This window comes from Pseudomonas sp. LARHCG127 (genome assembly GCF_052871455.1).
In genome coordinates this window covers 90,805-117,573 of the sequence record NZ_JBIXJT010000012.1, presented here as the reverse complement: position 1 = coordinate 117,573, position 26,769 = coordinate 90,805, and the positions used below count along the sequence as shown (strand labels likewise).

Here is a 26,769-nt window from a genome sequence, read left to right as displayed (position 1 = left end):
TCACTTGTCCGCTCAAGTCATCGCGATTGACGCAATGGGCGGGGACTTCGGTCCCCGCAGCATTGTTCAGGCCAGCCTTGCTTGCCTGAATGCTACTCCCTCGCTGCACCTGACCCTCGTCGGTCAATCCCCTCTCCTGGAAGACATGCTCAGCGGCCAATCGGCTGTGGATCGCGCGCGCCTGACGATTGTCCCGGCGTCTGAAATCATCGCCATGGACGAAAAGCCAGCCCAGGCCCTGCGCGGCAAGCCTGACGCCTCGATGCGGGTGGCCCTTGAGCTGCTGCGCGATGGCAAGGTCCAGGCCTGTGTCAGCGCCGGCAATACCGGTGCGCTGATGGCACTGTCGCGCTACGTCCTCAAGACCTTGCCGGGTATCGACCGGCCCGCGATGGTGGCGGCGATCCCGACCCAGCGTGGGTTCTGTCAGTTGCTCGACCTGGGGGCGAACGTCGACTGCAGTGCCGAGCATTTGCTGCAATTTGCGGTGATGGGCTCGGTCGCGGCTGAAACCCTGGGCATCGTGCGTCCTCGCGTGGCGCTGTTGAATATCGGCACCGAAGACATCAAGGGCAATCAGCAGGTAAAACTGGCGGCCACATTGTTGCAGGCTGCGCGGGGTATCAACTACATCGGTTTCGTCGAGGGCGATGGCTTGTACCGTGGCGAGGCTGATGTGGTGGTCTGTGATGGCTTCGTGGGCAATATCCTGCTCAAATCCAGCGAGGGGCTGGCCACCATGATCGGCCAGCGCATCGAAACCTTGTTCAGGCAAAGCCTCGCCTCGCGGGTGGTCGGCGCCTTGGCGCTGCCGTTGATGCGCCGGTTGCAGGCGGACCTGGCGCCGGCGCGGCACAACGGAGCGAGTTTCCTCGGGCTGCAAGGTATCGTGATCAAGAGTCACGGATCGGCGGGCGTGCAGGGTTTCCAAAGTGCGATCAACCGAGCGGTGATCGAGATCCAGGAGAACCTGCCGGAGCGTTTGCACGGTCGCCTCGAGGATTTGTTAACTTAGGCGTTTTCGTCCGACAATGCTTAAATGTGACCGGTCGGTTCAACCCGCCATCCAACTTTCAGTTTGCTAGCGCCCCCAGGGGCGTCAATTTTTGACGACAAGATCATTAGGGGCTTTGTTTTCATGTCTGCTTCCCTCGCATTCGTCTTTCCAGGACAGGGCTCGCAGTCCCTCGGCATGCTGGCCGAGCTGGGCGCGCAATACCCGCTGGTCCTCGAAACATTCAAAGAAGCTTCCGATGCGCTCGGCTATGACCTGTGGGCATTGACCCAGCAAGGGCCGGAAGAGCAGCTCAATCAAACCGATAAAACCCAGCCGGCCATCCTCACCGCCTCGATCGCCTTGTGGCGCTTGTGGCTGGCTGAAGGCGGCGCGCGCCCGGCGTTCGTCGCCGGTCACAGCCTGGGCGAATACAGCGCCCTGGTGGCCGCTGGCAGCCTGAGCCTGGGCGCCGCGGTGAAACTGGTGGAGCGTCGTGGCCAGTTGATGCAAGAAGCCGTTCCGGCCGGGCAGGGCGGCATGGCCGCGATCCTGGGGCTGGAAGACGCTGATGTGCTCGCTGCCTGTGCCGAAGCGGCGCAAGGCGATGTGGTCAGCGCGGTGAACTTCAACTCCCCGGGCCAGGTAGTCATCGCCGGTGCCAAGGCGGCTGTCGAGCGTGCCATCGAAGGCTGCAAGGCTCGTGGTGCCAAGCGTGCCATGCCGCTGCCGGTCAGCGTGCCGTCGCACTGTGAGCTGATGCGTCCGGCCGCCGAGCGCTTTGCCGAATCCATCGCTGCCATCGACTGGCAGGCTCCGCAGATTCCCGTGGTGCAGAATGTCAGCGCCAACGTGGCGCCAGATCTCGAGACCCTCAAGCGTGATCTGCTGGAACAACTCTACAAGCCGGTTCGCTGGGTCGAATCGGTACAGGCCCTGGCAGCCAAGGGCGCGACCGAACTGGTCGAATGCGGTCCTGGCAAAGTGCTGGCAGGCCTGAACAAACGCTGCGCCGAAGGCGTGTCGACTTCCAACCTCAATACCCCAGATGCCTTCGCTGCCACCCGTGCAGCGCAGGCCTGAACAGGAGAAGCTTGCATGAGTCTGCAAGGTAAAGTTGCACTGGTGACCGGTGCAAGCCGTGGCATCGGCCAGGCCATTGCCCTGGAACTGGGTCGTCAAGGCGCCATCGTCATCGGCACCGCGACTTCCGCTTCGGGCGCCGAGCGTATCGCTGCGACCCTGAAGGAAAACGACATCCAGGGCACCGGCCTTGAGCTGAACGTCACCAGCGACGAATCCGTTGCGGCGGTGCTGGCGAGCATTCAGGCGCAGTTCGGTGCGCCGGCGATCCTGGTCAATAATGCCGGTATCACCCGCGATAACCTGATGATGCGCATGAAAGATGACGAATGGTTCGACGTGGTCGACACCAACCTGAACAGTCTGTACCGGCTGTCCAAGGGCGTTCTGCGTGGCATGACCAAGGCGCGCTGGGGTCGAATTATCAGTATCGGCTCGGTTGTGGGTGCCATGGGCAACGCAGGCCAAGTAAACTATGCTGCGGCGAAGGCCGGTCTGGAAGGTTTCAGCCGTGCGCTGGCGCGTGAAGTGGGTTCGCGCTCGATTACGGTAAACTCGGTTGCACCGGGTTTCATCGACACCGACATGACCCGTGAACTGCCGGAAGCACAGCGTGAAGCCTTGTTGACGCAGATTCCGCTGGGTCGTCTGGGGCAAGCTCAAGAAATCGCGTCCGTGGTCGCTTTTCTTGCTTCGGACGGTGCGGCATACGTGACCGGGGCTACAATCCCGGTGAACGGCGGGATGTACATGAGTTAAATGTGACGGATTGCTTCAAAAAAATGTCATACGAGCTGTCTAAAATCCGTTATAAAGCTGCAATCAATTTATAGACGGCGGGCCGCTGGGTTTGAGGAGTGAAGCTTTCGGTTGAAAAACCGAAAAGTTCTTCTATACACTTACCCACCGGCCAGCTGCCTGAATTTGTCCATTAGGAGTGAAAACAAGGTATGAGCACCATCGAAGAGCGCGTCAAGAAAATCGTTGCCGAGCAACTGGGCGTTAAAGAAGAAGAAGTTGTGAACACCGCTTCCTTCGTAGAAGACCTGGGTGCCGACTCCCTTGACACCGTTGAGCTGGTGATGGCTCTGGAAGAGGAATTCGAGACCGAGATTCCTGACGAAGAAGCTGAGAAGATCACTACTGTACAAGCTGCTATCGACTACGTTACCAGCCACCAGGCGTAATCGTATTTAGTCGTCGCTAGCTGTCATGGAAAAACCGCACTGCCGTCACGGCGTGCGGTTTTTTCTTTAGGCCTGATGCAAAGTCGTCATTAGAAAAAGGAGAGTGCTGTGTCGCGTAGACGCGTCGTAGTCACCGGTATGGGTATGTTGTCGCCACTGGGCACGGATGTGCCGAGCAGTTGGCAGGGCATTCTGGCCGGCCGCAGTGGCATTGGTCTGATCGAACACACCGACCTTTCTGCCTATTCCACCCGTTTTGGCGGCTCGGTAAAGGGCTTCAATGTCGAGGAATACCTGTCGGTCAAGGAAGCCCGCAAGCTTGACCTGTTTATTCAATACGGCCTGGCAGCCGGTTTTCAGGCGGTGCGTAACGCCGGCCTGGAAGTCACCGACGCCAACCGTGAACGCATCGGCGTGGCCATGGGCTCGGGTATTGGCGGCTTGACCAATATCGAAGAAACCAGCCGCACGCTGCACGAATCGGGGCCGCGACGGATTTCTCCGTTCTTCGTGCCGGGCTCGATCATCAACATGATTTCCGGTTTCCTGTCCATCCACCTGGGTGCCCAGGGACCCAACTACGCCATCGCCACGGCGTGCACCACCGGTACCCACTGCATCGGCATGGCCGCGCGCAACATCATGTACGACGAAGCCGACGTGATGATTGCCGGTGGCGCCGAGATGGCCGCTTGCGGCCTCGGCATGGGCGGTTTCGGCGCGTCCCGTGCACTGTCGACCCGCAACGACGAGCCCGCCCGTGCGAGCCGGCCGTGGGACAAGGGCCGTGATGGCTTCGTGTTGTCCGACGGTGCCGGTGCGTTGGTGCTCGAGGAACTGGAGCACGCCAAGGCGCGCGGCGCGACCATCTATGCTGAGCTGATCGGCTTTGGCACCAGTGGCGATGCGTACCACATGACCTCGCCACCGGCCGATGGCGCCGGTGCGGCCCGTTGCATCGCCAACGCTTTGCGTGACGCGAAGCTCAACGGCGAGCAGGTGCAGTACATCAACGCCCACGGCACGTCGACCCCGGCCGGCGACCTGGCCGAAGCCCAGGCGATCAAGACCGTGTTCGGCGAGCACGCCTACAAGCTGGCGGTCAGTTCGACCAAGTCCATGACCGGTCACCTGCTGGGTGCGGCAGGGGCGGTGGAAGCGATCTTCAGCGTATTGGCGATCAACAGCCAGACCGCGCCGCCGACCATCAACCTCGATGAGCCGGACGAAGGTTGCGACCTGGACTTCGTGCCGCACACGGCCCGCAGCATGGATATCGATGTGGTGCTGTCCAACTCCTTCGGCTTTGGCGGGACCAACGGTTCGCTGGTGTTCCGCCGGTTCGCCGGGTGATGGAAAGCTGGGTCGACGGTCAGCCGGCCGACGTCCTGTCGCTGAAAGATCGCGGCCTGGCTTACGGCGATGGGTTATTCGAAACCATCGCCGTGCACGATGGCACCCCGGTGCTGTTGGAACGCCACCTGCAGCGCCTGGAAGCGGGTTGCCAGCGGCTGGCGCTCAACGTCGACATGGGCGCATTGAGTACAGAGTTGAGCACCTACGCCGGTTGCCTGGGTGATGGCGTGCTGAAACTGATCGTGACCCGTGGCGACAGCCTGCGCGGTTATGCCGCTGATCCTTCGGTGCCGGCCAGGCGCATCCTGCAAGGGAACCCGCCGGCCACTTATCCCACCGCCCATGCCGAACAAGGCATCCACCTGTTTCCCTGCGCCGTGCGTTTGTCCGAGCAGCCCTTGCTCGCCGGCCTCAAGCACCTCAACCGCCTGGAACAAGTACTGGCCCGTGCCGAATGGCGCGATGCGCAGTACGCCGAAGGCTTGATGTTGGACGCGTCCGGGCGGGTAATCGAAGGCGTATTCAGCAACCTGTTCCTGGTGCGCGATGGCGTTTTGTTCACGGCGGACCTGAGCCGTTGCGGTGTGGCCGGCGTGATGCGCGCGGAATTATTGTTTCAAGCAAAGTCCCAGGGCATCGCCACGCAAATCACCGACATCGGCCTCGAACAACTGCACCAGGCCGATGAAGTCTTCGTCTGCAACAGCGTATATGGCGTGTGGCCGGTACGCGGATGCGGTTCGGCGTGCTGGTCGGTTGGCCCGCTCACCCGTAAACTGCAGACCCTTGCCCGTGCGCTATTGGATGCTTGATTCGTGAGACGTAAATTCTTGCTGCTGCTGGAGACCGGACTGGTCCTGGCAGGGCTGTTGTTGGGCGCTTCGGCCTGGAAAATTCATTCGGCGCTGCAACAGCCGCTGAACATTACCCAGGAAGAGTTGCTGGACGTGCCCAACGGAACCACCCCGACCGGAACCCTCAAGCGCCTCGAGGCCGATGGCCTGATCAAGGACGCCTTCTGGCTGCGTGTCTATTGGCGCTTCAATCTTGCCGGCCAGCCATTGCACTCCGGTGAATACCGGATGGTGCCAGGCATGACCATGGAGGGGCTGATCGGTGTCTGGAAACGCGGTGAAGTGGTGCAGTACAGCGTGACGCTGGTGGAGGGCTGGAATTTTCGCCAGGTGCGCGCCGCACTGGCCAAGGATGAAAAACTCCAGCAGACCCTTGCCAACCTGAGCGACAGCGAGGTCATGGACCGTCTGGGTCATTCGGGGGTATTTCCCGAAGGCCGGTTCTTCCCGGACACCTACCGCTTCGTGCGCGGCACATCGGATGTCGATTTGCTGAAGAAAGCCTACGACCGTCTGGAAGACGTGCTCGCCAAGGAATGGGCACAGCGTGCCGCCGATGTGCCTTACACCCTGCCGTACCAGGCGCTGATCATGGCGTCCCTGGTGGAGAAGGAAACCGGCGTACCCCAGGAGCGTGGGCAAATTGCCGGCGTCTTTGTCCGGCGCATGCGCCTGGGCATGCTGCTGCAGACCGATCCCACAGTGATCTACGGCTTGGGTGAGCGCTACACCGGCAAGCTCACCCGCGCCCATTTGAAAGAAGAAAACCCCTATAACACCTACCTGATCCCGGGCTTGCCACCGACGCCAATTGCGATGGTGGGGCGCGAAGCGATTCATGCCGCGTTGAACCCGGCACCGGGCAACAGTCTTTATTTTGTCGCCCGTGGCGATGGCAGCCATGTGTTTTCCGATGACCTGGAATCGCACAACAACGCGGTGCGCGAGTTCCAGCTCAAGCGCCGTGCCGATTACCGCTCAAGTCCGGCGCCGGTAACGCCGGACGAGCAGGCGCCGATCCCGGCGGCATCGCCCGACACGGCACCTGAAGCGGTGCCCCATGTGCCACCTCAGGTACCGGCCCCCGAACCGGACGCCAGCGAGCCACCGAGCCCGCAATGACTTTGATTAAGGATCGCCCGTGACTGGCTTGTTTATAACGCTGGAAGGCCCGGAAGGCGCCGGCAAGAGCACCAACCGCGAATACCTGGCCGAACGCCTGCGGGCCGCTGGCATCGAGGTGGTATTGACCCGTGAGCCGGGCGGTACGCCACTGGCCGAGCGAATTCGCGAGGTGCTGCTGGCGCCCCTCGAAGAAGTCATGAACCCTGACACTGAGCTGCTGCTGGTGTTCGCCGCCAGGGCGCAGCATCTGGCCGAGGTGATCCGCCCGGCGCTGGCCCGTGGCGCCGTGGTGCTCTGCGATCGTTTTACCGATTCGACCTATGCCTACCAGGGCGGCGGCCGGGGCTTGTCCGTGGAACGCATCGCCGCGTTGGAAAGCTTCGTCCAAGGTGAGCTGCGCCCAGACCTGACCCTGGTGTTCGACCTGCCGGTGGAAATCGGCCTGGCCCGCGCCAGTGCCCGTGGCCGGCTGGATCGTTTCGAGCTTGAAGGCCAGGCTTTCTTCAATGCCGTGCGCAATGCCTTCCTGGGGCGCGCCAAGGCCGATCCGGCGCGTTACCTGCTGATCGATGCCGCACAGCCGCTGGCCCAGGTCCAGCAGTCCCTGGATAGCTTGTTGCCACGTTTGCTGGAGCGTGTCCGTGGCTGAAGCCTATCCCTGGCAAGACGGTCTCTGGCAGCAACTGGCCGGTCGTGCCCAGCATGCCCATGCCTATCTGCTGCACGGCCCGGTCGGCATCGGCAAGCGGGCGCTGGCCGAGCGGCTGATGGCCAGCCTGTTGTGCCAACGCCCGGGTGTCTCCAACGCTTGCGGCGAATGCAAGTCCTGCCTGCTGCTCAAGGCCGGCAGCCATCCCGACAATTACGTGCTGGAGCCGGAAGAGGCGGACAAGGCGATCAAAGTCGACCAGGTTCGCGACCTGGTCAGCTTCGTGGTCCAGACTTCGCAGATGGGCGGGCGCAAAGTGGTGCTGATCGAGCCGGTCGAGTCGATGAACATCAACGCTGCCAACGCCTTGCTCAAGAGCCTCGAAGAGCCTTCTGGCGATACCGTGTTGCTGCTGGTCAGCCACCAGCCGAGTCGCTTGCTGCCGACCATCAAGAGTCGTTGCGTGCAACAGGCCTGCCCGCTGCCGAGCGAGGCGATGAGCTTGCAATGGTTGGCCCAGGCCCTGCCCGACAGCAGCGACGAAGAGCGTGTCGAGCTGCTGACCCTCGCGGCTGGCTCGCCCCTGGCGGCCGTCAGCCTTCAGGCCCAGGGCGTGCGTGAACAGCGGGCCTTGGTGGTGGACGGGGTCAAGAAGCTGCTCAAGCAGCAGCAATCCCCCACGCAACTGGCCGAGGGCTGGAACGCCATCCCGCTACTGCTGCTGTTTGACTGGTTCTGCGACTGGTCGAGCCTGATCCTGCGTTACCAGTTGACCGAAGACGAGACCGGCCTGGGGCTGGCCGACATGCGCAAGGTGATCCAGTACCTGGCGCAGAAAAGCAGCCAGGATAAAATCTTGAACATCCAGGACTGGATTCTTGCCCAACGTCAGAAGGTGCTGAGCAAGGCGAACCTCAATCGAGTGCTGTTGCTCGAGGCGCTGTTGGTGCAGTGGGCGAGTTTGCCTGGTCGAAGTTGACAGGTACCGCCTAGACTCAGCTCAATCGCAGCGGAGATCAGCATGAACGAACCTGTCAGTCCCGGTCCACGCAACGGCATCTTGTCCCTGACCATCAAGGACAAGTCGGTGCTTTATGCCGCCTACATGCCCTTCATCAAGAACGGCGGCCTGTTCATTCCGACCAACAAGAATTATCGCTTGGGCGACGAGGTGTTCATGCTCTTGAGCCTGATGGATGAGTCGGAGAAAATTCCGGTCGCCGGCAAGGTGATCTGGCTGACCCCCAAGGGCGCCCAGGGCAATCGGGCCGCCGGCGTGGGCGTGCAGTTCAGCGACGGCGACAATTCGGCCCGCAATCAGATCGAAACCCACTTGGCCGGCTCCCTGAAGTCCGACCGTCCCACCCATACGATGTAGCCTGGCCTTTTATGCTTGTAGATTCCCATTGTCACCTTGATCGTCTCGACCTCGCTGCCCATGGCGGTTCCCTGGATGCCGCGCTGGACGCGGCCCGGGAGCGGGGCGTCGGTCACTTCCTGTGCATCGGCGTCAGCGCCGACAACGCCGCCGATGTGAAGGCGCTGGCAGAGCGTTATGCCGACGTCGATTGTTCGGTCGGCATCCACCCATTGGACGTCCAGCCCGGCGCCGCGCCGGCGCTCGACTGGCTGTTGCGTGAGCTCGATCATCCACGGGTGGTCGCCATTGGCGAAACCGGCCTGGACTATCACTACGAGCCAGAAGCCGCCGACGTGCAGCAGGCGTCATTCCGGCTGCACCTGGAGGCCGCCCGGCAGACCGGCAAGCCGGTGATCATCCACACCCGCGGCGCCCGGGCCGACACCCTGGCCTTGCTGCGTGACGCCGCGCTGCCCCAGGCCGGTGTGCTGCATTGCTTCACCGAAGACTGGGACATGGCCAAGGCTGCCCTGGACATGGGCTATTACATTTCCTTGTCCGGGATTGTCACGTTCCGCAATGCCGATGCCCTGCGCGACGTTGCCAGCAAAGTGCCGGCTGATCGGCTGCTGGTGGAAACCGACTCGCCTTACCTGGCGCCGATCCCCTATCGCGGCAAGCCGAACCTTCCGCAATACGTACGGGAAGTGGCAGAGTTCCTGGCGATGTTGCGTGGCGAGTCCTACGAGGGATTTGCCGAGCAGACGACGGAAAATTTTAAGCAATTGTTTCCGTTGGCTCACGTTCGATCGGCGCACGCCTGAATTTCATGCAAAAAAAACCCGGGTTCTGGGGGGTGAATCCGGGTTAAGACCATTAGGAGTAAAACAAAGGCACGCGGTCCGTTGGCACCTTTATCAGCGCGTCACTTGGGGGAGATGTCGCGCCGACAGTTCAAGTATTGATCAGTATGCCCGCCCGTCCAGTCTGGCCGGGGCGGTTTTTAAACAAATTTGGAATACGCTCGCTTCGGATAAGTTCTCACTGTCGTCAAAACTCGCCAGTACGGCCCGTTGGCAAGGGAAACGGCGAGCCGGGTGTGCACGGTTTTGTGAAGAACGGTGGCCGAGAATGGATGATCCGTGCATTTTTGCGTAAGTTAGGCATAATACCCGGCTTCGAATTTTGACCCTTCAGACCTTTTTCTTATGCACAAAGAACCCCGTAAGGTCCGTGAGTTTCGCCGCCGCGAGCAGGAAATTCTCGACACCGCGCTCAAGTTGTTCCTCGACCAGGGTGAAGACAGTGTCACCGTCGAGATGATTGCGGATGCCGTGGGTATCGGCAAAGGCACGATTTATAAACATTTCAAATCCAAGGCGGAGATCTACCTGCGCCTGATGCTCGACTACGAGCGCGATTTGAACGAGCTGCTGCATTCGGCCGATGTGGACAAGGACAAGGAGGCCCTGTCCCGGGCCTACTTCGAGTTCCGCATGCGCGACCCGCAGCGCTACCGCTTGTTCGACCGCTTGGAAGAGAAGGTGGTCAAGGGCAACCAGGTGCCGGAGATGGTCGAGGAGCTGCACAAGATCCGCGCCTCCAACTTCGAACGCCTGACCCTGTTGATCAAGGGCCGGATCAGCGAAGGCAAGCTTGAGGACGTGCCGCCTTATTTCCATTACTGCGCCGCCTGGGCGTTGGTGCACGGCGCGGTGGCGCTGTATCACTCGCCGTTCTGGAGCAACGTGCTGGAAGACCAGGAAGGTTTCTTCCAGTTCCTGATGGACATTGGCGTGCGCATGGGCAACAAGCGCAAGCGCGATACCGACCACCCGAGCACCTGACTGGCCGCACGAGCCAAGACATTCAGCTGCCTTATTGCGCCATGTCCGCTTACATGGCGCAGTGCCCCAGTAATATACTCAGGCTTGGGTCTTGCGAAATCTTGATTTCTAGGTCAATTTTTGCGAGTCCGATTTTTCTCGTGCCGGAGTGATCCATGATCGTTGACCGTCAAGGCAGGCGTTTCCGCAATCTGCGGATCAGCCTGACCTCAGCCTGCAATTACGCTTGTACCTACTGCGTGCCTGACGGCAAGCGGTTGGTGGCTGCGCAGGATGAACTGTCAGCCGAAGCCATGGCGCGCGGCGTGGCGTATTTGATCGAGGCCGCCGGTATCGAGCGGCTGCGCATCACGGGCGGCGAGCCGCTGGTCAGCCCCAAGCTCGAGCGTTTCATGACGGCGGTGGGGCAGATGGGGCTGGAGGACATCAGCCTGACCACCAATGGCCAGTTGCTCGCGAAAAAACTGCCGTTGCTGGTGGATGCCGGTATCCGTCGCATCAACGTTTCCCTCGACACCCTGGACCCCGCCGCGTTTCGCAGTATCGCCCGTGGCGGCGACCTGGCGACCGTGCTCGATGGCATGGAACAGGCCCGGGCCGCCGGGATGAAGATCAAGGTCAACATGGTGCCGTTGCGCGGGCAAAACCTCGACCAGGTGATGCCGTTGCTCGAGTACTGCCTGGAACGTGGTTATGAGTTGCGTTTCATCGAGTTGATGCGCATGGGCCACCTGGCCAGCGATTCCAACGCCTTCCTGCAGCAATTCGTCAGCCTTCAACAACTGCTCAGCCTGATCGGCGACCAGTACGAATACCTGCAGGCCGACGCGCCGGTGGACGCCACGGCGGTGCGTTATGAGATACCGGGGCTGGGGCACTTTGGCGTGATCGCCAACGAAAGCGTGCCTTTTTGCCGTACCTGTTCGCGACTGCGGCTGTCCTCCACGGGCTGGCTGCACGGCTGCCTGTCGTCGAGTAACCGTCACTTCGTCGGCGATCTTCTGGACAAGCCACGCCATCAGGCCTTGCCGGCGCTTCAGCGCTTGTTGGTCAAGGCGCTGGGGGACAAGCAGGAAGTGGCGTTCTCCGGCGGTGCGACCATCATGAAAATCATTGGCGGCTGATCGGACCTTTCCTGGCTTGAGTCTGTAGGAGCTGGCGAAGCCTGCGATCTTTTGACTTTTGATCTTTCGCTTGGGATTCAAGTGTCTGGGGAAAGATCGCAGCCTCGTTGCACTCGACAGCTCCTACGGGCGCAGCCCAGCGGGAGCAAGCTCCCTCGCCACAGGTATTCCAAGGCGCAACCCTAACCATCCTGCGAGCTGGCGCAAAAGCTGCATCCCACGACCATTCGCCGGTTTTCCGACACCGGTCTTTGGAGGGATAGGATGCGTAGCCTGGTTTTGCTGCTGGCCGTTTTGGTGCTTGGCGGTTGCATGAATGTCAGCGACATGGGGGAGGGTGTTCGTTATCACATGAGTGATGCCGGCCTGCTGGACCATAGCGAAAGCCGTCGTGTGAACAACCTGCGAATTCAGCCCGACTCGTTCATCTACATCGCCCAGGGCGCCTTCGCTCCGCCGGGCAGTGCCTATCCACGTCCCAATGTCGTGGCCGAAGAAGCCTTCAATGGCTTCATCGAATATTTCCCCATGGTCCGTCGTGCCCGTGTTCCCGAAGGCCTTGATCAGGCGATGGGCGAAGCCCGTGCCGCCGGTGCCCATTACCTGTTGTACACCCGGTTCGCCAAGGCCGATAACCGCATCGGCAACTCCGACGAATGGCTGGATGAGGAAGCCGTGGATCGCCTGGGTGTCGATACCGGCGTGATTCAAATCATGTTGATCGAGACCAGCACGCAGTATTTGATTGATACTGCACGGATCAAGAGTCGTGGCGGTTTACTGACGTTCCACGACAAGCAGCCCCAAGACCTCATCGCCGCGCCTCTGCGTGAATATGCCCGCAGCCTGTTGGGGATGAGCGACCAGTAACTACGAGGAGTCACCATGAGCGGACCGCAAAAAGCCAATGACTTGCTGGGGCAGATCCCCAAGACCAAAGGCCTGCCGCCGGTCCACTTGTGGAACCCCGACTTCTGCGGCGACATCGACATGCGCATCGCCCGGGACGGCACCTGGTACTACTTGGGTACGCCCATCGGACGAAAACCGATGGTCAAGCTGTTCTCCACCATCATCCGCCGCGACGGCGATGATTATTTCCTGATCACCCCTGTGGAAAAAGTCGGCATCAAGGTCGATGACGCGCCGTTCGTGGCCGTGACCCTGGAGGTGGAAGGGCAGGGGGAAGGACAATTGTTGCGCTTCACCACCAATGTCGAGGAAACCACCGAGGCCGGCGCCGCGCACCCGCTGCGGGTGGAGATCGATCCCCAGACCCAGGAACCGACGCCTTACGTGCATGTGCGCAGCAACCTCGAAGCGCTGATCCATCGCAATGTGTTCTATCAACTGGTGGAACTGGCAGTCAGTCGCGAGATCGATGGGCAGCGCTGGCTGGGTGTGTGGAGCGGCGGCGAGTTTTTCCCCATCGGCCTGGAACCCTGATCCCTTGTGGGAGTGAGTGTCGATCCAACATCCACGTCGGCTGAAGGATCGCTTTCGCGAGCAAGCTCGCTCCCACAGTGGATTTGGGGTGCCTGCACTATCTGCGTACGCCACCAAACCCTGTGGGAGCGAGCTTGCTCGCGAAGGCGCCGGTACATCCAACACCTTCTCAACTGACCCACCGCTATAGCGAGCTTGCTCGCGATGACGGCGGCATCATCGACATCTCCTCAACTGACCCACCGCTTTCGCGAGCAACCCCGCTCCCACACTGGTTTTGCAAAATTCAAATTGACACCCAATCATATGATGATTAGCGTGGGCCACCAATAAGAGTGGCCCGCGGGGTTTTCATGTCCAGCAGTTTTCACGCATCGACCGTCGATTGGCTGGGGGGCTGGATCGCCGCTGGCCAGGTCAAGCCTGGGCAAACCATCAAGGTCGAAGCGGACTTGGGCGAGCAACTGGGCGTCAGTCGCACAGTGATTCGCGAGGCGATCAAGACCCTGGTGGCCAAAGGCATGCTGGAAGTCGGGCCGAAAGTCGGCACGCGGGTATTGCCGGTGCGCCGCTGGAACCTGTTCGACCCTCAAGTGGTGGGCTGGCTGTCACGCAGCGGCCTGCCGGAAAACTTCGTCGACGACTTGCTGGACCTGCGCCGTACCATCGAGCCGATGGCGGTGCGCTGGGCCTGTGAGCGGGCCACGGCCGATCAGGTGCAGGCGATCCGCCTGGCCTACCATGCCTTGGAACGGGCAGTGGACAGCGGCGCAGACTACAACCGCGCCGACCAGTTTTTTCATGAGTGCATCCTGGCCGCCAGCCATAATCAATTCATCGAACAGATGGTCCCGGCCCTGGGGGCGTTGCTGGCGGTGTCGTTCGAGGTGTCGGCGGCCGACCCGGATGAGTTGCGCCGCACCTTGCCCATCCACAAGGACATCGCCGACGCCATCGCCGCCCGTGACGCGGCCCGGGGTGTCTGGGCCTGCATGACCCTGATCGATAACGCTGACCTGGCGATCAAACGCTTTTACCCCAATGTCATGGCCGGTCGAACAGACGCCGCCGGGCAAGTCGGGAACGGGAGGTTTCAATGAAGTGGACGGCTGTGACGGAACACCGGGCGAAGTTGGGCGAGGGGCCCTTCTGGGATGCGCCGACCCAAGCGTTGTATTGGGTCGATATCGCTGGTAAGCAGGCACTGCGGCTGATCGGCGCCAACGTGGAGATCTGGCAGATGCCCGAGCATGTGTCCGCCTTCATACCGACCCAAAGTGGCGACGCACTGGTGACCCTGAGCAGTGGCGTCTATCGCCTCGATCTTGATTCGCCGGGCCTGGAGCCGCGCCTGACGCTGCTGTGCATGGCCGACCCCCAACTGGGTAATCGCGCCAACGAAGCCCGTTGCGATGCCCTGGGCCAACTCTGGCTCGGCACCATGCAGAACAACATCGGTGCCGACGGCGAGGACTTGCCGATCGAACAACGGTCCGGTGGCCTGTTTCGCGTCGGTGGCGACGGTCGGGTCATGCCCTTGTTGCGCGGGCTGGGCATCCCCAACACCCTGCTCTGGAGCCCCGATGGCACCACGGTGTATTTCGGCGACAGCCTGGACGGCACGGTGTATCGGCACTTTATCTATCCGGAAGGCAATCTCGCGCCGGCCGAGGTCTGGTTCGGCCCACACCCGCGTGGCGGCCCGGATGGCTCGGCGATGGATGCCAGGGGCTATATCTGGAACGCCCGCTGGGACGGCAGTTGCCTGTTGCGGCTGACGCCGGACGGGCAGGTCGACCGGGTGATCGAATTGCCCGTCAGCCGACCGACCAGTTGTGTGTTCGGCGGCGAAGACCTCAAGACGTTGTACATCACCAGCGCGGCGAGCCCCTTGGGTCATCCGCTGGACGGTGCGGTGCTGTCGATGCGTGTCGATGTGCCTGGCGTGGCCTGTACAAGGTTTGCGGGGTAATCCCAAAATATGGGATGTAAATATATATATTGAGATTATTTGGCGGCCGGGTTTATAGTCGGCTCCATCGGCAATACGCACTCACACTAAAAAAACAAAACAGGTGAAGTGATGCAACGATCTTTCCCCGTACGCCCCGGCGGCGTACGCCGGCCACTGTTCTTCCAAGCGCCTTTGCGCCGGTCATCCGTGGATGCCCGGTTTTCGTCGTGCCCGCACGCAGGAGCCTTGAGCCATGGCTGAGCCCTTGGTCTTGCCGCCCGTGCCGGAGCCACCGAAGGGCGAACGCCTGAAAGACAAGGTCGTGCTGTTGACCGGCGCCGCCCAAGGCATTGGCGAAGCCATCGTCGCGGCGTTCGCCTCGCAGCAGGCCCGACTGGTGATCAGTGACATCCAGGCGCAGAAAGTCGAGGCGGTGGCCGCCCACTGGCGTGAACGCGGTGCCGATGTGCAAGCGTTGCAGGCCGATGTGTCGAAGCAGCAAGACTTGCAGGCCATGGCCCGTCGCGCCGTCGAGCTGCACGGTCGCATCGATGTGCTGGTCAACTGCGCCGGCGTCAACGTCTTCCGCGACCCGCTGGAAATGACCGAAGAGGACTGGCGCCGCTGCTTCGCCATCGACCTGGATGGCGCCTGGTACGGTTGCAAGGCGGTGCTGCCACAAATGATCGAACAGGGCGTGGGCAGCATTATCAACATTGCCTCCGTCCATTCGTCCCACATCATTCCCGGCTGTTTCCCTTACCCGGTGGCCAAGCACGGCCTGCTCGGCCTGACTCGCGCCCTGGGCATCGAATACGCGCCCAAAGGGGTACGCGTCAATGCCATCGCTCCGGGGTACATCGAGACCCAGCTGAACGTCGACTACTGGAACGGCTTTGCCGATCCCCACGCCGAACGCCAACGTGCGCTGGATATGCACCCGCCACGGCGTGTCGGGCAACCGATCGAAGTGGCAATGACGGCCGTGTTCCTGGCCAGTGACGAAGCACCGTTTATCAATGCCTCATGCATCACCATCGATGGAGGACGTTCAGTCATGTACCACGACTGAATATTCCTGGATTGCAGTGGGAAACTTCGCCTGTAATCCAATCATCATACGATATGACTATTTAGGCCTATGCTGTGTAGCAACTTGATGTAACCGCCCAGCCTGCGCATTTCCACCGACGGTGGAGCAGACCCTGGACGTTTGGCTTTCAATAAAAAAAACAAGGAGTCAACTATGAAACATCGTCGTGGGATCCGTTCCCTGTGTCGCGCCGCCTTGGCGGTTACCGCAGTCAGCCTCAGCAGCCACTTGCTGGCGGCCGATGCGGTAAAAATTGGTTTCCTGGTCAAGCAGGCCGAGGAGCCTTGGTTCCAGACCGAGTGGGCGTTTGCCGAGAAGGCGGCCAAGGATAAAGGATTCCAATTGATCAAGATCGCCGTGCCCGACGGCGAGAAAACCCTCTCGGCCATCGACAGCCTGGCCGCCAACGGTGCCAAGGGCTTCGTGATCTGCCCGCCGGACGTGTCCCTCGGCCCAGCCATCATGGCCAAGGCCAAGCTCAACGATCTCAAGGTAATTGCCGTGGACGACCGTTTCGTCGACGCCAACGGCAAGTTCATGGAAGACGTGCCATACCTGGGCATGGCCGCTTTTGAAGTGGGCCAGAAGCAGGGCGCTGCCATGGCCGCTGAAGCGAAGAAGCGTAATTGGGAGTGGAAAGATACCTACGCGGTGATCAACACCTTCAACGAGCTGGACACCGGCAAGAAGCGCACCGACGGTTCGGTCGATGCCCTGAAGAAAGCCGGGATGCCGGAAGACCATATCCTGTTTACGGCGCTCAAGACCCTCGACGTACCCGGCAGCATGGACTCCACCAACTCGGCGTTGGTGAAGCTGCCTAGCGCCGCGAAAAACCTGATCATTGGTGGCATGAACGACAACACCGTGCTGGGCGGCGTGCGCGCCACTGAAGCGGCCGGGTTCAAGGCAGCCAACGTGATCGGCGTCGGCATCAACGGTACCGACGCCATCGGTGAGCTGAAAAAGCCTGACAGCGGCTTCTTCGGTTCGATGCTGCCAAGCCCGCACATCGAAGGCTACAAGACCGCCGAAATGATGTACGAGTGGATCACCACCGGCAAGGAACCGCCGAAGTACACCGCCATGGACGAGGTGACCCTGATCACCCGGGAGAACTTCAAGCAGGAGCTGGAAAAGATCGGCCTGTGGAACTGACGGTCGGTTGATTCAAAAGCGGCCCTGGCCACATGAGTGGCGGGGTCGCTTGATCTTTGTAAGTTCGAGGTGGTTATGCAAGCGCAAACAGCGACACGGCAACACAACATCGGCGGCAGCTTGCGGTTCAACGGGATCGGCAAATCCTTTCCCGGCGTGCAGGCGCTGGCCAATATCAGTTTCGTCGCGCATCCGGGGCAGGTGCATGCCTTGATGGGCGAGAACGGCGCGGGCAAGTCCACGTTGCTGAAGATCCTCGGTGGCGCCTACATCCCAAGCAGTGGCGACCTGCAGATCGGCAAACAGACGATGGCCTTCAAAGGCACCGCCGACAGCATCGCCAGCGGGGTGGCGGTGATTCACCAGGAGTTGCACCTGGTGCCGGAAATGACCGTCGCGGAAAACCTGTTTCTCGGCCATTTGCCGGCGCGTTTCGGCCTGGTCAACCGTGGTGTGCTGCGCCAGCAGGCGCTGGCGCTGCTCAAAGGCCTGGCCGACGAAATCGACCCGCAGGAAAAAGTCGGTCGCCTGTCCCTCGGCCAACGGCAATTGGTGGAAATCGCCAAGGCCTTGTCCCGTGGCGCCCACGTCATTGCCTTTGACGAACCCACCAGTAGCCTGTCGGCCCGGGAAATCGACCGTTTGATGGCGATCATCGCCCGCTTGCGAGACGAGGGCAAAGTGGTGCTGTACGTCAGCCACCGCATGGAAGAGGTGTTCCGCATCTGTGATGCGGTGACCGTGTTCAAGGACGGTCGTTATGTCCGGACCTTCGAGAACATGAGGGAGCTGACCCACGATCAGTTGGTCACCTGCATGGTCGGCCGCGATATCCAGGACATCTATGATTACCGTCCTCGGGAACGCGGCGATGTGGCGCTGCAAGTGAAGGGCCTGCTGGGGCCGGGCTTGCGCGAACCGGTGAGTTTCCAGGTGCACAAGGGCGAGATCCTCGGCTTGTTCGGGTTGGTCGGCGCCGGCCGCACCGAGCTGTTTCGCTTGCTCAGTGGCCTGGAGCGCCAGAGCGAGGGCAGCCTGGTCCTGCACGGCCAGGAACTGAAACTGCGTTCGCCACGGGATGCCATTGCCGCTGGCGTGCTGCTGTGCCCGGAAGATCGCAAGAAGGAAGGCATCATCCCGTTGGGCAGCGTGGGCGAGAACATCAACATCAGCGCCCGACCGTCCCACTCGACCCTCGGCTGCCTGTTGCGCGGTGATTGGGAACGGGGCAATGCCGACAAGCAGATCAAGTCGCTGAAGGTGAAGACGCCGGCGGCCAGCCAGAAAATCATGTACCTGTCTGGCGGCAATCAGCAGAAGGCAATTCTCGGTCGCTGGCTGTCGATGCCGATGAAAGTCCTGCTGCTGGACGAACCGACCCGTGGCATCGATATCGGCGCCAAGGCGGAGATCTATCAGATTATCCACAACCTGGCGGCCGACGGCATCGCGGTGATCGTGGTGTCCAGCGACCTGATGGAAGTGATGGGCATTTCCGACCGAATTCTGGTGCTCTGCGAAGGGGCCATGCGTGGCGAACTGCCGCGCGACCAGGCCAACGAATCCAACCTGCTGCAACTGGCGCTGCCGCGCCAACGCGTTGCCGACGCGGCGAACTGAGAGGTAAATCATGACCATTCAAAACAATGCACTGCCAACGGCACGCAAACCCCTGGACCTGCGTCGTTTCCTCGACGACTGGGTCATGCTGCTGGCGGCCATCGGGATCTTCGTGCTTTGCACCCTGATGATCGACAACTTCCTGTCGCCTCTGAACATGCGCGGCCTGGGCCTGGCTATTTCCACCACTGGCATCGCGGCCTGCACCATGTTGTATTGCCTGGCGTCCGGGCACTTCGACTTGTCGGTCGGTTCGGTGATTGCCTGTGCCGGCGTCGTCGCGGCGGTGGTGATGCGCGACACCAACAGCGTGTTCCTCGGCGTCAGCGCGGCGCTGGCGATGGGGCTGATCGTCGGCCTGATCAACGGCATCGTGATCGCCAAGCTGCGGGTCAACGCCTTGATCACCACCTTGGCGACGATGCAGATCGTCCGCGGCCTGGCCTACATCTTTGCCAACGGCAAGGCGGTGGGTGTCTCCCAGGAATCGTTCTTCGTGTTCGGCAATGGCCAATTGTTCGGCGTGCCGGTGCCGATCCTGATCACCATCGTCTGCTTCCTGTTTTTCGGCTGGCTGTTGAACTACACCACTTACGGGCGCAACACCATGGCCATCGGTGGCAACCAGGAAGCGGCGTTGCTGGCGGGGGTGAACGTTGATCGCACCAAGATCATCATCTTCGCCGTGCATGGTTTGATCGGCGCCTTGGCCGGGGTGATCCTGGCGTCGCGCATGACCTCGGGCCAGCCGATGATCGGCCAGGGCTTCGAGTTGACGGTGATCTCGGCCTGCGTGCTGGGCGGGGTGTCGTTGAGCGGCGGCATCGGCATGATTCGCCACGTCATCGCCGGCGTGCTGATTCTGGCGATCATTGAAAACGCGATGAACCTGAAGAACATCGACACCTTCTACCAATACGTCATCCGCGGCTCGATCCTGTTGCTGGCGGTAGTGATTGACCGGTTGAAGCAGCGCTAGGCAGTAGGGATTACTGGCGACTGATCTGCCGCCATCGCGAGCAAGCTCGCTCCCACAGGGTTTTAGTGTCAGGCGCAGGACCTCGGCACAGCACAGACCCCATGTGGGAGCGAGCTTGCTCGCGAAGGCGTCGACACATCCAACACTTCCTTAGCTGACCCACCGCTTTCGCGAGCAAGCCCGCTCCCACAGGGTTTTAGTGTCAGGCGCAGGACCTCGGCACAGCACAGACTCCATGTGGGAGCGAGCTTGCTCGCGAAGGCGTCCTCCCTGACGCCAACCATCACCCGGCCTTGCGCAACGCTTCGACCAGCTCCTGCTTGCGCATCTTCGAACGTCCGGGAATGTTTTTCGCCCGGGCTTCCTTCATCAAGCTGTCCACGGTCTGGGTCCCATGGGAGGCTTTGCTGGTGCGTGGGTGACCCTCGCGGGTCTTGGCGGCGCGGCGGGCTGATTCCTTGCGGTCGGTTTTCTTGGCCGCCGCCGGTTTTTCCTTGCCTGAACCACCGGAGCGTTCGCCGCCACCGGACTGCTTGTTCACCGTCGCCCAGGCCCGAGCTTCGGCCTCGCCCTCCGACACACCTTTTTGCTCATAACTTTCTTCGATGTGCTCGGCCTTGCGTTTTTGCTTGTCGGTGTATTTGTCTTTGCTTCCACGAGGCATGGGATGTTCCTCCTCAAATGTCCGGGCAAAGGCTACTGGCTGGCGGCGCCACCTTCGGAACCCGAGCCACCGGTCGTGGTTTTCGAGCCCACTCCGGTCTCGGCGTTATCCGGTGCGGTGGAGTCCGGCGTATTCATGCCGCCCTGGCGCCCGGTGTCATTCCCCTGCACGCGTGGATCGGTGCCGGTGGCCGGTGGCTGGCCATTGTTCAGGCTACCGCCACCGGTGCCGTCGGTGTTCAACTTGGGCAGGCCTTGCGTGGCAGGGGAGTTTGGCGCTTGTACGGGATCGGTCGGCCCAGTGCCGTCGGTAGAGGCCGCGAAGGCCGCCGAGGACAGCAGCGCGGCGAAGGTGAATGCGGTCAGCCTTGAAGTGATCATGGGTGTCGCCTCCATTTTTCAGAATGCTTACCTGATCTTGGGCCTTGGTGGCTTGGCGTTGGTGCCTTGGGCGCGACGAATGGCAGTTTTGGGAAGAGGCGTGCGTCCGAGATCAAATAGTTGGATCGGTATGTGACGAGCGCCGCGCAGCGGCTTAGTATGGCGCTTTCAATTGGCTACAAGGCCTGTTCATGTCGATCGAGATCCGTCCTGCGCAACCCAGCGATGCGCCTCAAATCCTTGCCTTCATTACCGAGTTGGCCGATTACGAAAAAGCCCGCCACGAAGTCATCGCCAGTGTGGCCGACATCGAGCGCAGCCTGTTCAGCGAAGGCGCAACCGCCCACGGGCTGATCTGCCTGCGTGACGGCGTGCCGATCGGTTTCGCGGTGTTTTTCTTCAGCTATTCCACCTGGCTGGGCAGCAACTGCCTGTACCTCGAAGACCTGTACATCACGCCGGAGCAGCGCGGTGGCGGGGCGGGGAAGACGCTGTTGCGCCACCTGGCGAAGATCGCCTGCGACAACGATTGCGGCCGCTTCGAATGGAGCGTGCTGGACTGGAACACGCCGGCCATCGATTTCTACAAATCCCTCGGCGCGCAACCCCAGGAAGAGTGGGTGCGCTACCGAATGGATGGCAAGGTGCTACGGGATTTCGCTAACGGCAATTGATGCTCATGAGTATGCGTTGGACGCGTATTCGGCAAATCCGGGGCGTTGTTCGAGCCGCTTGCAATAGGCGGCCACCGCCGGATAGTCCGGGCGTTCCATCGGTGTCTGGCGCCAGCGGTGTGCGGACAGACCGATAAGTACGTCCGCAAGGGAAAACGCCGTACCGGCCACGTAGGCGCCGGTGCGGTTCAACTGCTGTTCCAGCAAACCCATCTTCTCGTTCCAGCCTTTGACGCCCGCGGCGATGAGCTGTGGGTCTTGGAAGTCCGGGTGTTTGCGCACCAATCCGTAAAACGCATCGCCCCAGGAAGGATTGAGTTCCGTGGCCTGCCAGTCCATCCACTGCTCGATGCGTGCCCGTGCGGCAGGTTCGACGGGCAGCAGATCGCTGCGCCCCTGCTTGCCCACCAGATAGCGACAAATAGTGTTCGACTCCCAGAGCACACCGTTCTCATCAATGATCACCGGCACTTGGGCATTCGGGTTCAAGGCCAGGAACGCCGGGTCATGGGTCGAGGCAAAGCCGATACCCCAGTCTTCGCGTTCGTAGGCGATGTCCAGTTCCTGGCAGGTCCACAGCACTTTTCTGACATTGATCGAGGAAGTGCGGCCGAGGATTTTCAGCAATTGTTCCATCACTTTTTCCCTGAGTTGTTTAGCGTCCGACCAGAAAACTAGCAGGGTCTTGGACGGATGGCGATTGGCTTTGTGGTTGGCTTATCAGATCCCAATATATGGGAGTGATATTTATATATTGAGATTTTATCGTCCCCAGGTTTATAGTCCGTTCCACTCACTGCCAAAAAACAAAACAGGTGAAGCGGATGCAGGCGCAATTGATCGCGCTCGATTGGGGGACCACCTCATTACGGGCTTACAAACTCGCAGCCGGTGGCGAGGTGCTCGAGCAGCGTTCGCTGTCGTCGGGGATCATGCAGTTGCCCTCCGGGCCACGAACCGTGGCCGGCCGGGTCTGCATCGACGGTTTCGAGCTGGCCTTCGACGAGGCCTGCGGCGACTGGCTCGATGCTCAACCGGGCTTGCCTGTGATTGCCTGCGGCATGGTGGGCAGCGCCCAGGGCTGGCGCGAAGCGCCTTACTGCGACACACCCGCCAACGTCGCCAATCTCGGACATTCCCTACAAACCGTTCGCAGCCTTCGCGGCGTCGATGTGCACATCGTGCCCGGCGTGATCCAGCGTTCACGTTTACCCAATGTCATGCGCGGCGAAGAAACCCAAGTGCTCGGTGCCTTGCACAGCCTGCCAGACGAAGCGGTGCTGATCGGCCTGCCTGGCAGTCATTCGAAATGGGTGGAAGTGGCCGATGGCTGCATTGTGCATTTCGATACCTTCATGACTGGCGAGATCTTCGCCGTGCTCAGTGACCACAGCATTCTCGGCCGCACCCAGCAACGGGGGACGACCTTCGACGGCGTGGCGTTTGACCGTGGCGTGCAAGTGGCGCTGTCGGTGGACGGCCAGATCGGCCCGTTGTCCACCGTGTTCAGCGCCCGCAGCCTGGGCTTGACCGGCGAGCTGGTGGCCAGTGCCCAGGCGGATTACCTCTCGGGCCTGTTGATCGGCCATGAGCTGGCGGCGCTGGCCGAGGTGCAGCGCCGTCGCCGCGACAGCCTGCACCTGCCGACGGTGGTGCTGATCGGCAACTCCCAACTCTGTGTCCGTTATCAACGGGCCCTCGACGCCTGCGGCTTCGCCCGGGTGGTCCTGGCCGAACAGGCCACCGAACGCGGTTTGTGGCAACTGGCCGTGGCGGCCGGGTTGCTCGATTCCACCGCCCCCTGAACCTGACTGGAGGTCTGACATGCTCACACAAGCACTGGCGCACAACGGGTTGATCGCGATCCTGCGTGGCTTGCGTCCCGAAGAGGCGGCGGCCATCGGCGAGGTCCTGTACAGCGCCGGATTTCGTGTCATCGAAGTGCCGCTCAATTCCCCCGAACCGTACGAAAGTATCCGCATCCTGCGCAGTACCTTGCCCGCCGATTGCCTGATCGGTGCCGGCACCGTGCTCACGCCGGAACAGGTCGGGCAGGTGAAAGCCGCTGGCGGCCAAGTGATCGTCATGCCCCACAGCGACCCGAAGGTGCTGCGTGCGGCGAAAGCGGCGGGATTGTACCTGTCGCCTGGCGTCGCCACGCCCACCGAAGCCTTTGCCGCGCTGGCCGAAGGCGCCCATGTATTGAAGATGTTCCCCGCCGAGCAAATGGGCCCGGCGGTGGTCAAGGCCTGGCTCGCGGTGTTGCCGGCCGGGACCGTGCTGGTGCCGGTGGGCGGGATTACGCCGGACAACATGGCGGTGTTCGTCGAAGCCGGCGTCAAGGGTTTCGGCCTCGGATCCGGGCTGTTCAAGCCGGGCCTGACAGCGGATGAAGTGGCGGTACGCGCCAAGGCCTACGTAGCCGCATGGAATGCCTTGAACTGAAGACTTTTCCAGCGCCCCGCGCGCTGCATCTGACAAGAGAGACAACAAGATGAAAATTACCAAGCTGACCACGTTTATCGTTCCGCCGCGCTGGTGCTTCCTCAAGGTCGAGACCGACGAGGGCGTGACCGGTTGGGGCGAGCCCGTGGTCGAGGGCCGTGCCCACACGGTGGCGGCGGCTGTCGAGGAATTGTCCGACTACCTGATCGGCAAAGACCCACGCAACATCGAAGACATCTGGACCGTGCTCTATCGCGGCGGCTTCTACCGCGGCGGCGCCATTCACATGAGCGCCCTGGCCGGCATCGACCAGGCGTTGTGGGACATCAAGGGCAAGGCCCTGGGCGTGTCGGTCAGCGATTTGCTGGGCGGCCAGGTGCGGGACAAGATCCGTGTGTATTCGTGGATCGGCGGCGACCGGCCAGCGGACACCGCCCGCGCGGCGAAAGAGGCCGTAGGGCGGGGCTTCACCGCGGTGAAAATGAATGGCACCGAAGAGTTGCAGTTTCTCGACACCTTCGAAAAAGTCGACCTGGCCCTGGCCAACGTGGCGGCGGTGCGCGATGCGGTCGGGCCGAACGTCGGCATTGGCGTGGACTTCCACGGCCGCGTGCACAAGCCGATGGCCAAGGTGCTGATGAAGGAACTCGATCCTTACAAACTGATGTTCATCGAAGAGCCGGTGCTCAGCGAAAACTACGAAGCCCTCAAGGAGCTGGCGCCGCTGACCAGCACCCCGATTGCCCTCGGCGAACGGTTGTTCTCGCGCTGGGACTTCAAGCGCGTACTCAGCGAAGGCTACGTGGACATCATCCAGCCGGATGCGTCCCACGCCGGCGGCATCACCGAAACCCGCAAGATCGCCAACATGGCCGAGGCCTACGACGTGGCGCTGGCGCTGCACTGCCCGCTGGGTCCCATCGCCCTGGCAGCGTGCCTGCAACTGGACGCGGTCTGCTACAACGCGTTCATCCAGGAGCAGAGCCTGGGCATCCACTACAACGAGAGCAACGACCTGCTGGATTACATCAAGGATCCGCAGGTGTTCGACTACGACAAGGGCTTCGTGAAGATCCCGAATGGCCCGGGCCTGGGCATCGAGATCAACGAGGAATACGTCATCGAACGCGCGGCCATCGGCCACCGCTGGCGCAACCCGATCTGGCGCCATGCCGATGGCAGTTTTGCCGAGTGGTGAGTCACGCCTGACCCAAGATCCCTGTGGGCCTGTGGTGAATGCAAAAGCCCATGAGCGCCCCAGAGCCCCTGTGGGAGCGAGCTTGCTCGCGATGGCAATGTATCAGTCACACATGCGCCAACTGACACACCGTCATCGCGAGCAAGCTCGCTCCCACAGTTTGATCTTCGCAGGCAGGGAGATCTTCTTCGGTACGCCCGTTCCTCAATAAACATAAAAAGAGGCACCTCACATGCAAGCGCACACCCTGAGCGCGCAGGCGTCGTTGGTGACGCCTAGCCGCAAGCGTTTTTTCATCATGGTCCTGCTGTTCATCACCGTGGTGATCAATTACCTGGACCGCAGTAACCTCTCGATTGCCGCCCCCGCGCTGACCAGTGACCTGGGCATCGACCCGATCCACGTCGGGCTGATTTTCTCTGCGTTCGGCTGGACCTACGCCGCCATGCAGATTCCCGGCGGCTGGCTGGTGGACCGGGTGCCGCCGCGCATCCTCTACAGCGTGGCGTTGCTGCTGTGGTCGGTGGCGACGGTGATGCTGGGGTTCGTCTCCAGCTTCATCGCGTTGTTCGTGCTGCGCATGGCAGTCGGAGCCCTGGAAGCGCCGGCCTATCCAATCAACAGCCGCGTGGTGACGACCTGGTTTCCCGAGCGCGAGCGGGCCACGGCCATCGGTTTCTACACGTCCGGGCAATTCGTCGGGCTGGCTTTCCTGACCCCGGTATTGGCCTGGCTGCAGCACGCCTTCGGTTGGCACATGGTGTTTGTCGCCACAGGCGCGGTGGGCATTCTCTGGGCAGTGATCTGGTACGCGGTGTATCGCGAGCCGCGGGATTTCAAAGGCGCCAACGCCGCCGAAATCGAGCTGATCCGCGAAGGCGGCGGGCTGGTGGACATCCAGGCCGAGGCTGCCAAGGTCAAGGCCAAGTTCAGCTGGGCCGACCTGCGGATCGTCCTGACCCAACGCAAGTTGTGGGGCATTTACCTGGGGCAGTTCTGCCTCAACTCCACGCTGTGGTTTTTCCTGACGTGGTTTCCAACCTACCTGGTGAAATATCGCGGCATGGACTTCATCAAGTCTGGCTTGCTGGCGTCGTTGCCGTTCCTCGCGGCGTTTGTCGGCGTGCTGTGCTCCGGGTTCTTCTCCGATTGGCTGATTCGCCGCGGCGCCACGGTGGGCTTTGCCCGCAAACTGCCGATCATTGGTGGGCTTTTGATTTCCACGGCGATCATTGGTGCCAACTATGTCGAATCGACGCCGCTGGTGATCGCCTTCCTGGCCCTGGCGTTCTTCGGCAATGGCCTGGCGTCGATCACGTGGTCGCTGGTTTCCACCTTGGCACCGGCGCGATTGCTCGGGTTGACCGGCGGGGTGTTCAACTTCATCGGTAACCTGGCGGCCATCGCCACGCCGATTGTCATTGGCTTCCTCGCCAGCGGCGATTCGTTTGCCCCGGCCATTACCTATATCGCTGTCCTGGCATTGGCTGGCGCGCTGTCCTACATCCTGCTGGTCGGGAAGGTCGAGCGCATCGAGTTGTAGTCCGACGGGGCGGGCGACCATAATGCCGCCCGTTCC

General features: G+C 61.4%; 29 protein-coding genes. 26 read left to right on the top strand and 3 right to left on the bottom strand.

The features are described 5' to 3' along the window. Nucleotides 1-4: 4 nt before the first annotated feature. The 21 genes from plsX (at nucleotide 5) to araH (ending at nucleotide 19,829) form a co-directional block, all read left to right on the top strand. A complete protein-coding gene (gene plsX, locus ACIPQ1_RS20630; RefSeq protein WP_411385287.1) occupies nucleotides 5-1,015 on the top strand; it encodes a phosphate acyltransferase PlsX in 1,011 nt (336 codons plus the stop codon). Nucleotides 1,016-1,138: 123 nt separating this feature from the next. Then, a complete protein-coding gene (gene fabD, locus ACIPQ1_RS20625) occupies nucleotides 1,139-2,077 on the top strand; it encodes an ACP S-malonyltransferase (RefSeq protein ID WP_186707193.1) in 939 nt (312 codons plus the stop codon). A gap of 15 nt (nucleotides 2,078-2,092) precedes the next feature. Continuing rightward, nucleotides 2,093-2,836 (top strand): 3-oxoacyl-ACP reductase FabG, encoded by a 744-nt coding sequence (gene fabG, locus ACIPQ1_RS20620; protein WP_186707194.1) that lies wholly within the window; start codon nucleotides 2,093-2,095, stop codon nucleotides 2,834-2,836. Nucleotides 2,837-3,027: 191 nt separating this feature from the next. Continuing rightward, nucleotides 3,028-3,264 carry an acyl carrier protein gene (gene acpP / locus ACIPQ1_RS20615; RefSeq protein WP_003175607.1) on the top strand — a complete coding sequence of 79 codons (237 nt, stop codon included), beginning with the start codon at nucleotides 3,028-3,030 and terminating at the stop codon, nucleotides 3,262-3,264. A gap of 108 nt (nucleotides 3,265-3,372) precedes the next feature. Next, nucleotides 3,373-4,617, top strand: a complete 1,245-nt coding sequence (gene fabF / locus ACIPQ1_RS20610) for a beta-ketoacyl-ACP synthase II (protein ID WP_018613569.1) — start codon at nucleotides 3,373-3,375, stop codon at nucleotides 4,615-4,617. Beyond that, a complete protein-coding gene (pabC, locus tag ACIPQ1_RS20605) occupies nucleotides 4,617-5,432 on the top strand; it encodes an aminodeoxychorismate lyase (protein ID WP_446534711.1) in 816 nt (271 codons plus the stop codon). Before fabF ends, pabC begins: the two co-directional genes overlap by 1 nt. A gap of 3 nt (nucleotides 5,433-5,435) precedes the next feature. After that, a complete protein-coding gene (gene mltG / locus ACIPQ1_RS20600) occupies nucleotides 5,436-6,596 on the top strand; it encodes an endolytic transglycosylase MltG (RefSeq protein ID WP_434703318.1) in 1,161 nt (386 codons plus the stop codon). Between the two features lie 19 nt (nucleotides 6,597-6,615). Continuing rightward, nucleotides 6,616-7,248 carry a dTMP kinase gene (gene tmk, locus ACIPQ1_RS20595; protein WP_411387541.1) on the top strand — a complete coding sequence of 211 codons (633 nt, stop codon included), beginning with the start codon at nucleotides 6,616-6,618 and terminating at the stop codon, nucleotides 7,246-7,248. Further along, nucleotides 7,241-8,227, top strand: a complete 987-nt coding sequence (locus tag ACIPQ1_RS20590) for a DNA polymerase III subunit delta' (RefSeq protein ID WP_411385284.1) — start codon at nucleotides 7,241-7,243, stop codon at nucleotides 8,225-8,227. The genes tmk and ACIPQ1_RS20590 overlap by 8 nt, the downstream gene beginning before the upstream one ends. 42 nt (nucleotides 8,228-8,269) lie before the next feature. Then, a complete protein-coding gene (locus ACIPQ1_RS20585; protein ID WP_186707199.1) occupies nucleotides 8,270-8,626 on the top strand; it encodes a PilZ domain-containing protein in 357 nt (118 codons plus the stop codon). An 11-nt stretch (nucleotides 8,627-8,637) separates the two neighbouring features. Beyond that, nucleotides 8,638-9,432 (top strand): TatD family hydrolase, encoded by a 795-nt coding sequence (locus ACIPQ1_RS20580; RefSeq protein ID WP_411385283.1) that lies wholly within the window; start codon nucleotides 8,638-8,640, stop codon nucleotides 9,430-9,432. 384 nt (nucleotides 9,433-9,816) lie between these two features. After that, nucleotides 9,817-10,455 (top strand): TetR/AcrR family transcriptional regulator, encoded by a 639-nt coding sequence (locus ACIPQ1_RS20575; protein WP_186707201.1) that lies wholly within the window; start codon nucleotides 9,817-9,819, stop codon nucleotides 10,453-10,455. Nucleotides 10,456-10,610: 155 nt separating this feature from the next. Further along, nucleotides 10,611-11,579, top strand: coding sequence for a GTP 3',8-cyclase MoaA (locus ACIPQ1_RS20570; protein WP_003204238.1), 969 nt, complete (start codon nucleotides 10,611-10,613; stop codon nucleotides 11,577-11,579). A 264-nt stretch (nucleotides 11,580-11,843) separates the two neighbouring features. Next, nucleotides 11,844-12,449 carry a DUF4823 domain-containing protein gene (locus tag ACIPQ1_RS20565; RefSeq protein ID WP_411385282.1) on the top strand — a complete coding sequence of 202 codons (606 nt, stop codon included), beginning with the start codon at nucleotides 11,844-11,846 and terminating at the stop codon, nucleotides 12,447-12,449. 15 nt (nucleotides 12,450-12,464) lie between these two features. After that, a complete protein-coding gene (locus tag ACIPQ1_RS20560; protein ID WP_250962551.1) occupies nucleotides 12,465-13,025 on the top strand; it encodes a DUF1285 domain-containing protein in 561 nt (186 codons plus the stop codon). A 353-nt stretch (nucleotides 13,026-13,378) separates the two neighbouring features. Further along, nucleotides 13,379-14,125 carry a FadR/GntR family transcriptional regulator gene (locus ACIPQ1_RS20555; protein ID WP_060741242.1) on the top strand — a complete coding sequence of 249 codons (747 nt, stop codon included), beginning with the start codon at nucleotides 13,379-13,381 and terminating at the stop codon, nucleotides 14,123-14,125. Beyond that, on the top strand, nucleotides 14,122-14,997 hold the full coding sequence (locus tag ACIPQ1_RS20550; protein ID WP_186707204.1) for an SMP-30/gluconolactonase/LRE family protein: 876 nt from the start codon (nucleotides 14,122-14,124) through the stop codon (nucleotides 14,995-14,997). Before ACIPQ1_RS20555 ends, ACIPQ1_RS20550 begins: the two co-directional genes overlap by 4 nt. Before the next feature lie 235 nt (nucleotides 14,998-15,232). After that, nucleotides 15,233-16,051, top strand: coding sequence for an SDR family oxidoreductase (locus ACIPQ1_RS20545; RefSeq protein ID WP_186707205.1), 819 nt, complete (start codon nucleotides 15,233-15,235; stop codon nucleotides 16,049-16,051). A gap of 174 nt (nucleotides 16,052-16,225) precedes the next feature. After that, entirely contained in the window at nucleotides 16,226-17,230 is a 1,005-nt protein-coding gene (locus ACIPQ1_RS20540) for a substrate-binding domain-containing protein (protein ID WP_446534710.1), read from the top strand. Nucleotides 17,231-17,305: 75 nt separating this feature from the next. Beyond that, entirely contained in the window at nucleotides 17,306-18,850 is a 1,545-nt protein-coding gene (araG, locus tag ACIPQ1_RS20535; protein ID WP_446534709.1) for an L-arabinose ABC transporter ATP-binding protein AraG, read from the top strand. Nucleotides 18,851-18,860: 10 nt separating this feature from the next. After that, on the top strand, nucleotides 18,861-19,829 hold the full coding sequence (araH, locus tag ACIPQ1_RS20530) for an L-arabinose ABC transporter permease AraH (RefSeq protein ID WP_025214842.1): 969 nt from the start codon (nucleotides 18,861-18,863) through the stop codon (nucleotides 19,827-19,829). A gap of 283 nt (nucleotides 19,830-20,112) precedes the next feature. On the opposite strand, the gene ACIPQ1_RS20525 is transcribed toward araH, so the two are convergent. Both ACIPQ1_RS20525 and ACIPQ1_RS20520 read right to left on the bottom strand, forming a co-directional pair. After that, nucleotides 20,113-20,493 carry a Rho termination factor N-terminal domain-containing protein gene (locus ACIPQ1_RS20525; RefSeq protein WP_411385280.1) on the bottom strand — a complete coding sequence of 127 codons (381 nt, stop codon included), beginning with the start codon at nucleotides 20,491-20,493 and terminating at the stop codon, nucleotides 20,113-20,115. Nucleotides 20,494-20,525: 32 nt separating this feature from the next. Next, nucleotides 20,526-20,873 (bottom strand): hypothetical protein, encoded by a 348-nt coding sequence (locus tag ACIPQ1_RS20520; protein ID WP_446534708.1) that lies wholly within the window; start codon nucleotides 20,871-20,873, stop codon nucleotides 20,526-20,528. A gap of 191 nt (nucleotides 20,874-21,064) precedes the next feature. Between ACIPQ1_RS20520 and ACIPQ1_RS20515 the strand changes: the two genes are divergently transcribed. Next, nucleotides 21,065-21,547: a GNAT family N-acetyltransferase gene (locus ACIPQ1_RS20515; RefSeq protein WP_030137727.1), complete on the top strand. Its 483-nt coding sequence runs from the start codon at nucleotides 21,065-21,067 to the stop codon at nucleotides 21,545-21,547. 3 nt (nucleotides 21,548-21,550) lie between these two features. On the opposite strand, the gene ACIPQ1_RS20510 is transcribed toward ACIPQ1_RS20515, so the two are convergent. Continuing rightward, nucleotides 21,551-22,183 (bottom strand): glutathione S-transferase family protein, encoded by a 633-nt coding sequence (locus tag ACIPQ1_RS20510; RefSeq protein ID WP_411385278.1) that lies wholly within the window; start codon nucleotides 22,181-22,183, stop codon nucleotides 21,551-21,553. Between the two features lie 188 nt (nucleotides 22,184-22,371). On the opposite strand from ACIPQ1_RS20510, the gene ACIPQ1_RS20505 reads away from it, so the two are divergent. From ACIPQ1_RS20505 to ACIPQ1_RS20490, 4 genes are all read left to right on the top strand, one after another. Further along, nucleotides 22,372-23,352, top strand: a complete 981-nt coding sequence (locus ACIPQ1_RS20505; RefSeq protein WP_186707211.1) for a 2-dehydro-3-deoxygalactonokinase — start codon at nucleotides 22,372-22,374, stop codon at nucleotides 23,350-23,352. A gap of 19 nt (nucleotides 23,353-23,371) precedes the next feature. Further along, nucleotides 23,372-23,992, top strand: a complete 621-nt coding sequence (locus ACIPQ1_RS20500) for a 2-dehydro-3-deoxy-6-phosphogalactonate aldolase (RefSeq protein WP_250962561.1) — start codon at nucleotides 23,372-23,374, stop codon at nucleotides 23,990-23,992. A gap of 49 nt (nucleotides 23,993-24,041) precedes the next feature. Continuing rightward, on the top strand, nucleotides 24,042-25,190 hold the full coding sequence (dgoD, locus tag ACIPQ1_RS20495; protein ID WP_186707213.1) for a galactonate dehydratase: 1,149 nt from the start codon (nucleotides 24,042-24,044) through the stop codon (nucleotides 25,188-25,190). Between the two features lie 232 nt (nucleotides 25,191-25,422). Beyond that, nucleotides 25,423-26,733, top strand: coding sequence for an MFS transporter (locus tag ACIPQ1_RS20490; RefSeq protein WP_411385276.1), 1,311 nt, complete (start codon nucleotides 25,423-25,425; stop codon nucleotides 26,731-26,733). Nucleotides 26,734-26,769: the final 36 nt, after the last annotated feature.

Coding starts and splice junctions, on each gene's coding strand:
- fabD (WP_186707193.1), top strand. CDS start 1,139: ATGTCTGCTTCCCTCGCATTCGTCTTTCCAGGACAGGGCTCGCAGTCC.
- fabG (WP_186707194.1), top strand. CDS start 2,093: ATGAGTCTGCAAGGTAAAGTTGCACTGGTGACCGGTGCAAGCCGTGGC.
- acpP (WP_003175607.1), top strand. CDS start 3,028: ATGAGCACCATCGAAGAGCGCGTCAAGAAAATCGTTGCCGAGCAACTG.
- pabC (WP_446534711.1), top strand. CDS start 4,617: ATGGAAAGCTGGGTCGACGGTCAGCCGGCCGACGTCCTGTCGCTGAAA.
- ACIPQ1_RS20585 (WP_186707199.1), top strand. CDS start 8,270: ATGAACGAACCTGTCAGTCCCGGTCCACGCAACGGCATCTTGTCCCTG.
- ACIPQ1_RS20580 (WP_411385283.1), top strand. CDS start 8,638: ATGCTTGTAGATTCCCATTGTCACCTTGATCGTCTCGACCTCGCTGCC.
- ACIPQ1_RS20575 (WP_186707201.1), top strand. CDS start 9,817: ATGCACAAAGAACCCCGTAAGGTCCGTGAGTTTCGCCGCCGCGAGCAG.
- ACIPQ1_RS20570 (WP_003204238.1), top strand. CDS start 10,611: ATGATCGTTGACCGTCAAGGCAGGCGTTTCCGCAATCTGCGGATCAGC.
- ACIPQ1_RS20565 (WP_411385282.1), top strand. CDS start 11,844: ATGCGTAGCCTGGTTTTGCTGCTGGCCGTTTTGGTGCTTGGCGGTTGC.
- ACIPQ1_RS20560 (WP_250962551.1), top strand. CDS start 12,465: ATGAGCGGACCGCAAAAAGCCAATGACTTGCTGGGGCAGATCCCCAAG.
- ACIPQ1_RS20555 (WP_060741242.1), top strand. CDS start 13,379: ATGTCCAGCAGTTTTCACGCATCGACCGTCGATTGGCTGGGGGGCTGG.
- ACIPQ1_RS20550 (WP_186707204.1), top strand. CDS start 14,122: ATGAAGTGGACGGCTGTGACGGAACACCGGGCGAAGTTGGGCGAGGGG.
- ACIPQ1_RS20545 (WP_186707205.1), top strand. CDS start 15,233: ATGGCTGAGCCCTTGGTCTTGCCGCCCGTGCCGGAGCCACCGAAGGGC.
- ACIPQ1_RS20540 (WP_446534710.1), top strand. CDS start 16,226: ATGAAACATCGTCGTGGGATCCGTTCCCTGTGTCGCGCCGCCTTGGCG.
- araG (WP_446534709.1), top strand. CDS start 17,306: ATGCAAGCGCAAACAGCGACACGGCAACACAACATCGGCGGCAGCTTG.
- araH (WP_025214842.1), top strand. CDS start 18,861: ATGACCATTCAAAACAATGCACTGCCAACGGCACGCAAACCCCTGGAC.
- ACIPQ1_RS20525 (WP_411385280.1), bottom strand. CDS start 20,493: ATGCCTCGTGGAAGCAAAGACAAATACACCGACAAGCAAAAACGCAAG.
- ACIPQ1_RS20520 (WP_446534708.1), bottom strand. CDS start 20,873: ATGATCACTTCAAGGCTGACCGCATTCACCTTCGCCGCGCTGCTGTCC.
- ACIPQ1_RS20515 (WP_030137727.1), top strand. CDS start 21,065: ATGTCGATCGAGATCCGTCCTGCGCAACCCAGCGATGCGCCTCAAATC.
- ACIPQ1_RS20510 (WP_411385278.1), bottom strand. CDS start 22,183: ATGGAACAATTGCTGAAAATCCTCGGCCGCACTTCCTCGATCAATGTC.
- ACIPQ1_RS20505 (WP_186707211.1), top strand. CDS start 22,372: ATGCAGGCGCAATTGATCGCGCTCGATTGGGGGACCACCTCATTACGG.
- ACIPQ1_RS20500 (WP_250962561.1), top strand. CDS start 23,372: ATGCTCACACAAGCACTGGCGCACAACGGGTTGATCGCGATCCTGCGT.
- dgoD (WP_186707213.1), top strand. CDS start 24,042: ATGAAAATTACCAAGCTGACCACGTTTATCGTTCCGCCGCGCTGGTGC.
- ACIPQ1_RS20490 (WP_411385276.1), top strand. CDS start 25,423: ATGCAAGCGCACACCCTGAGCGCGCAGGCGTCGTTGGTGACGCCTAGC.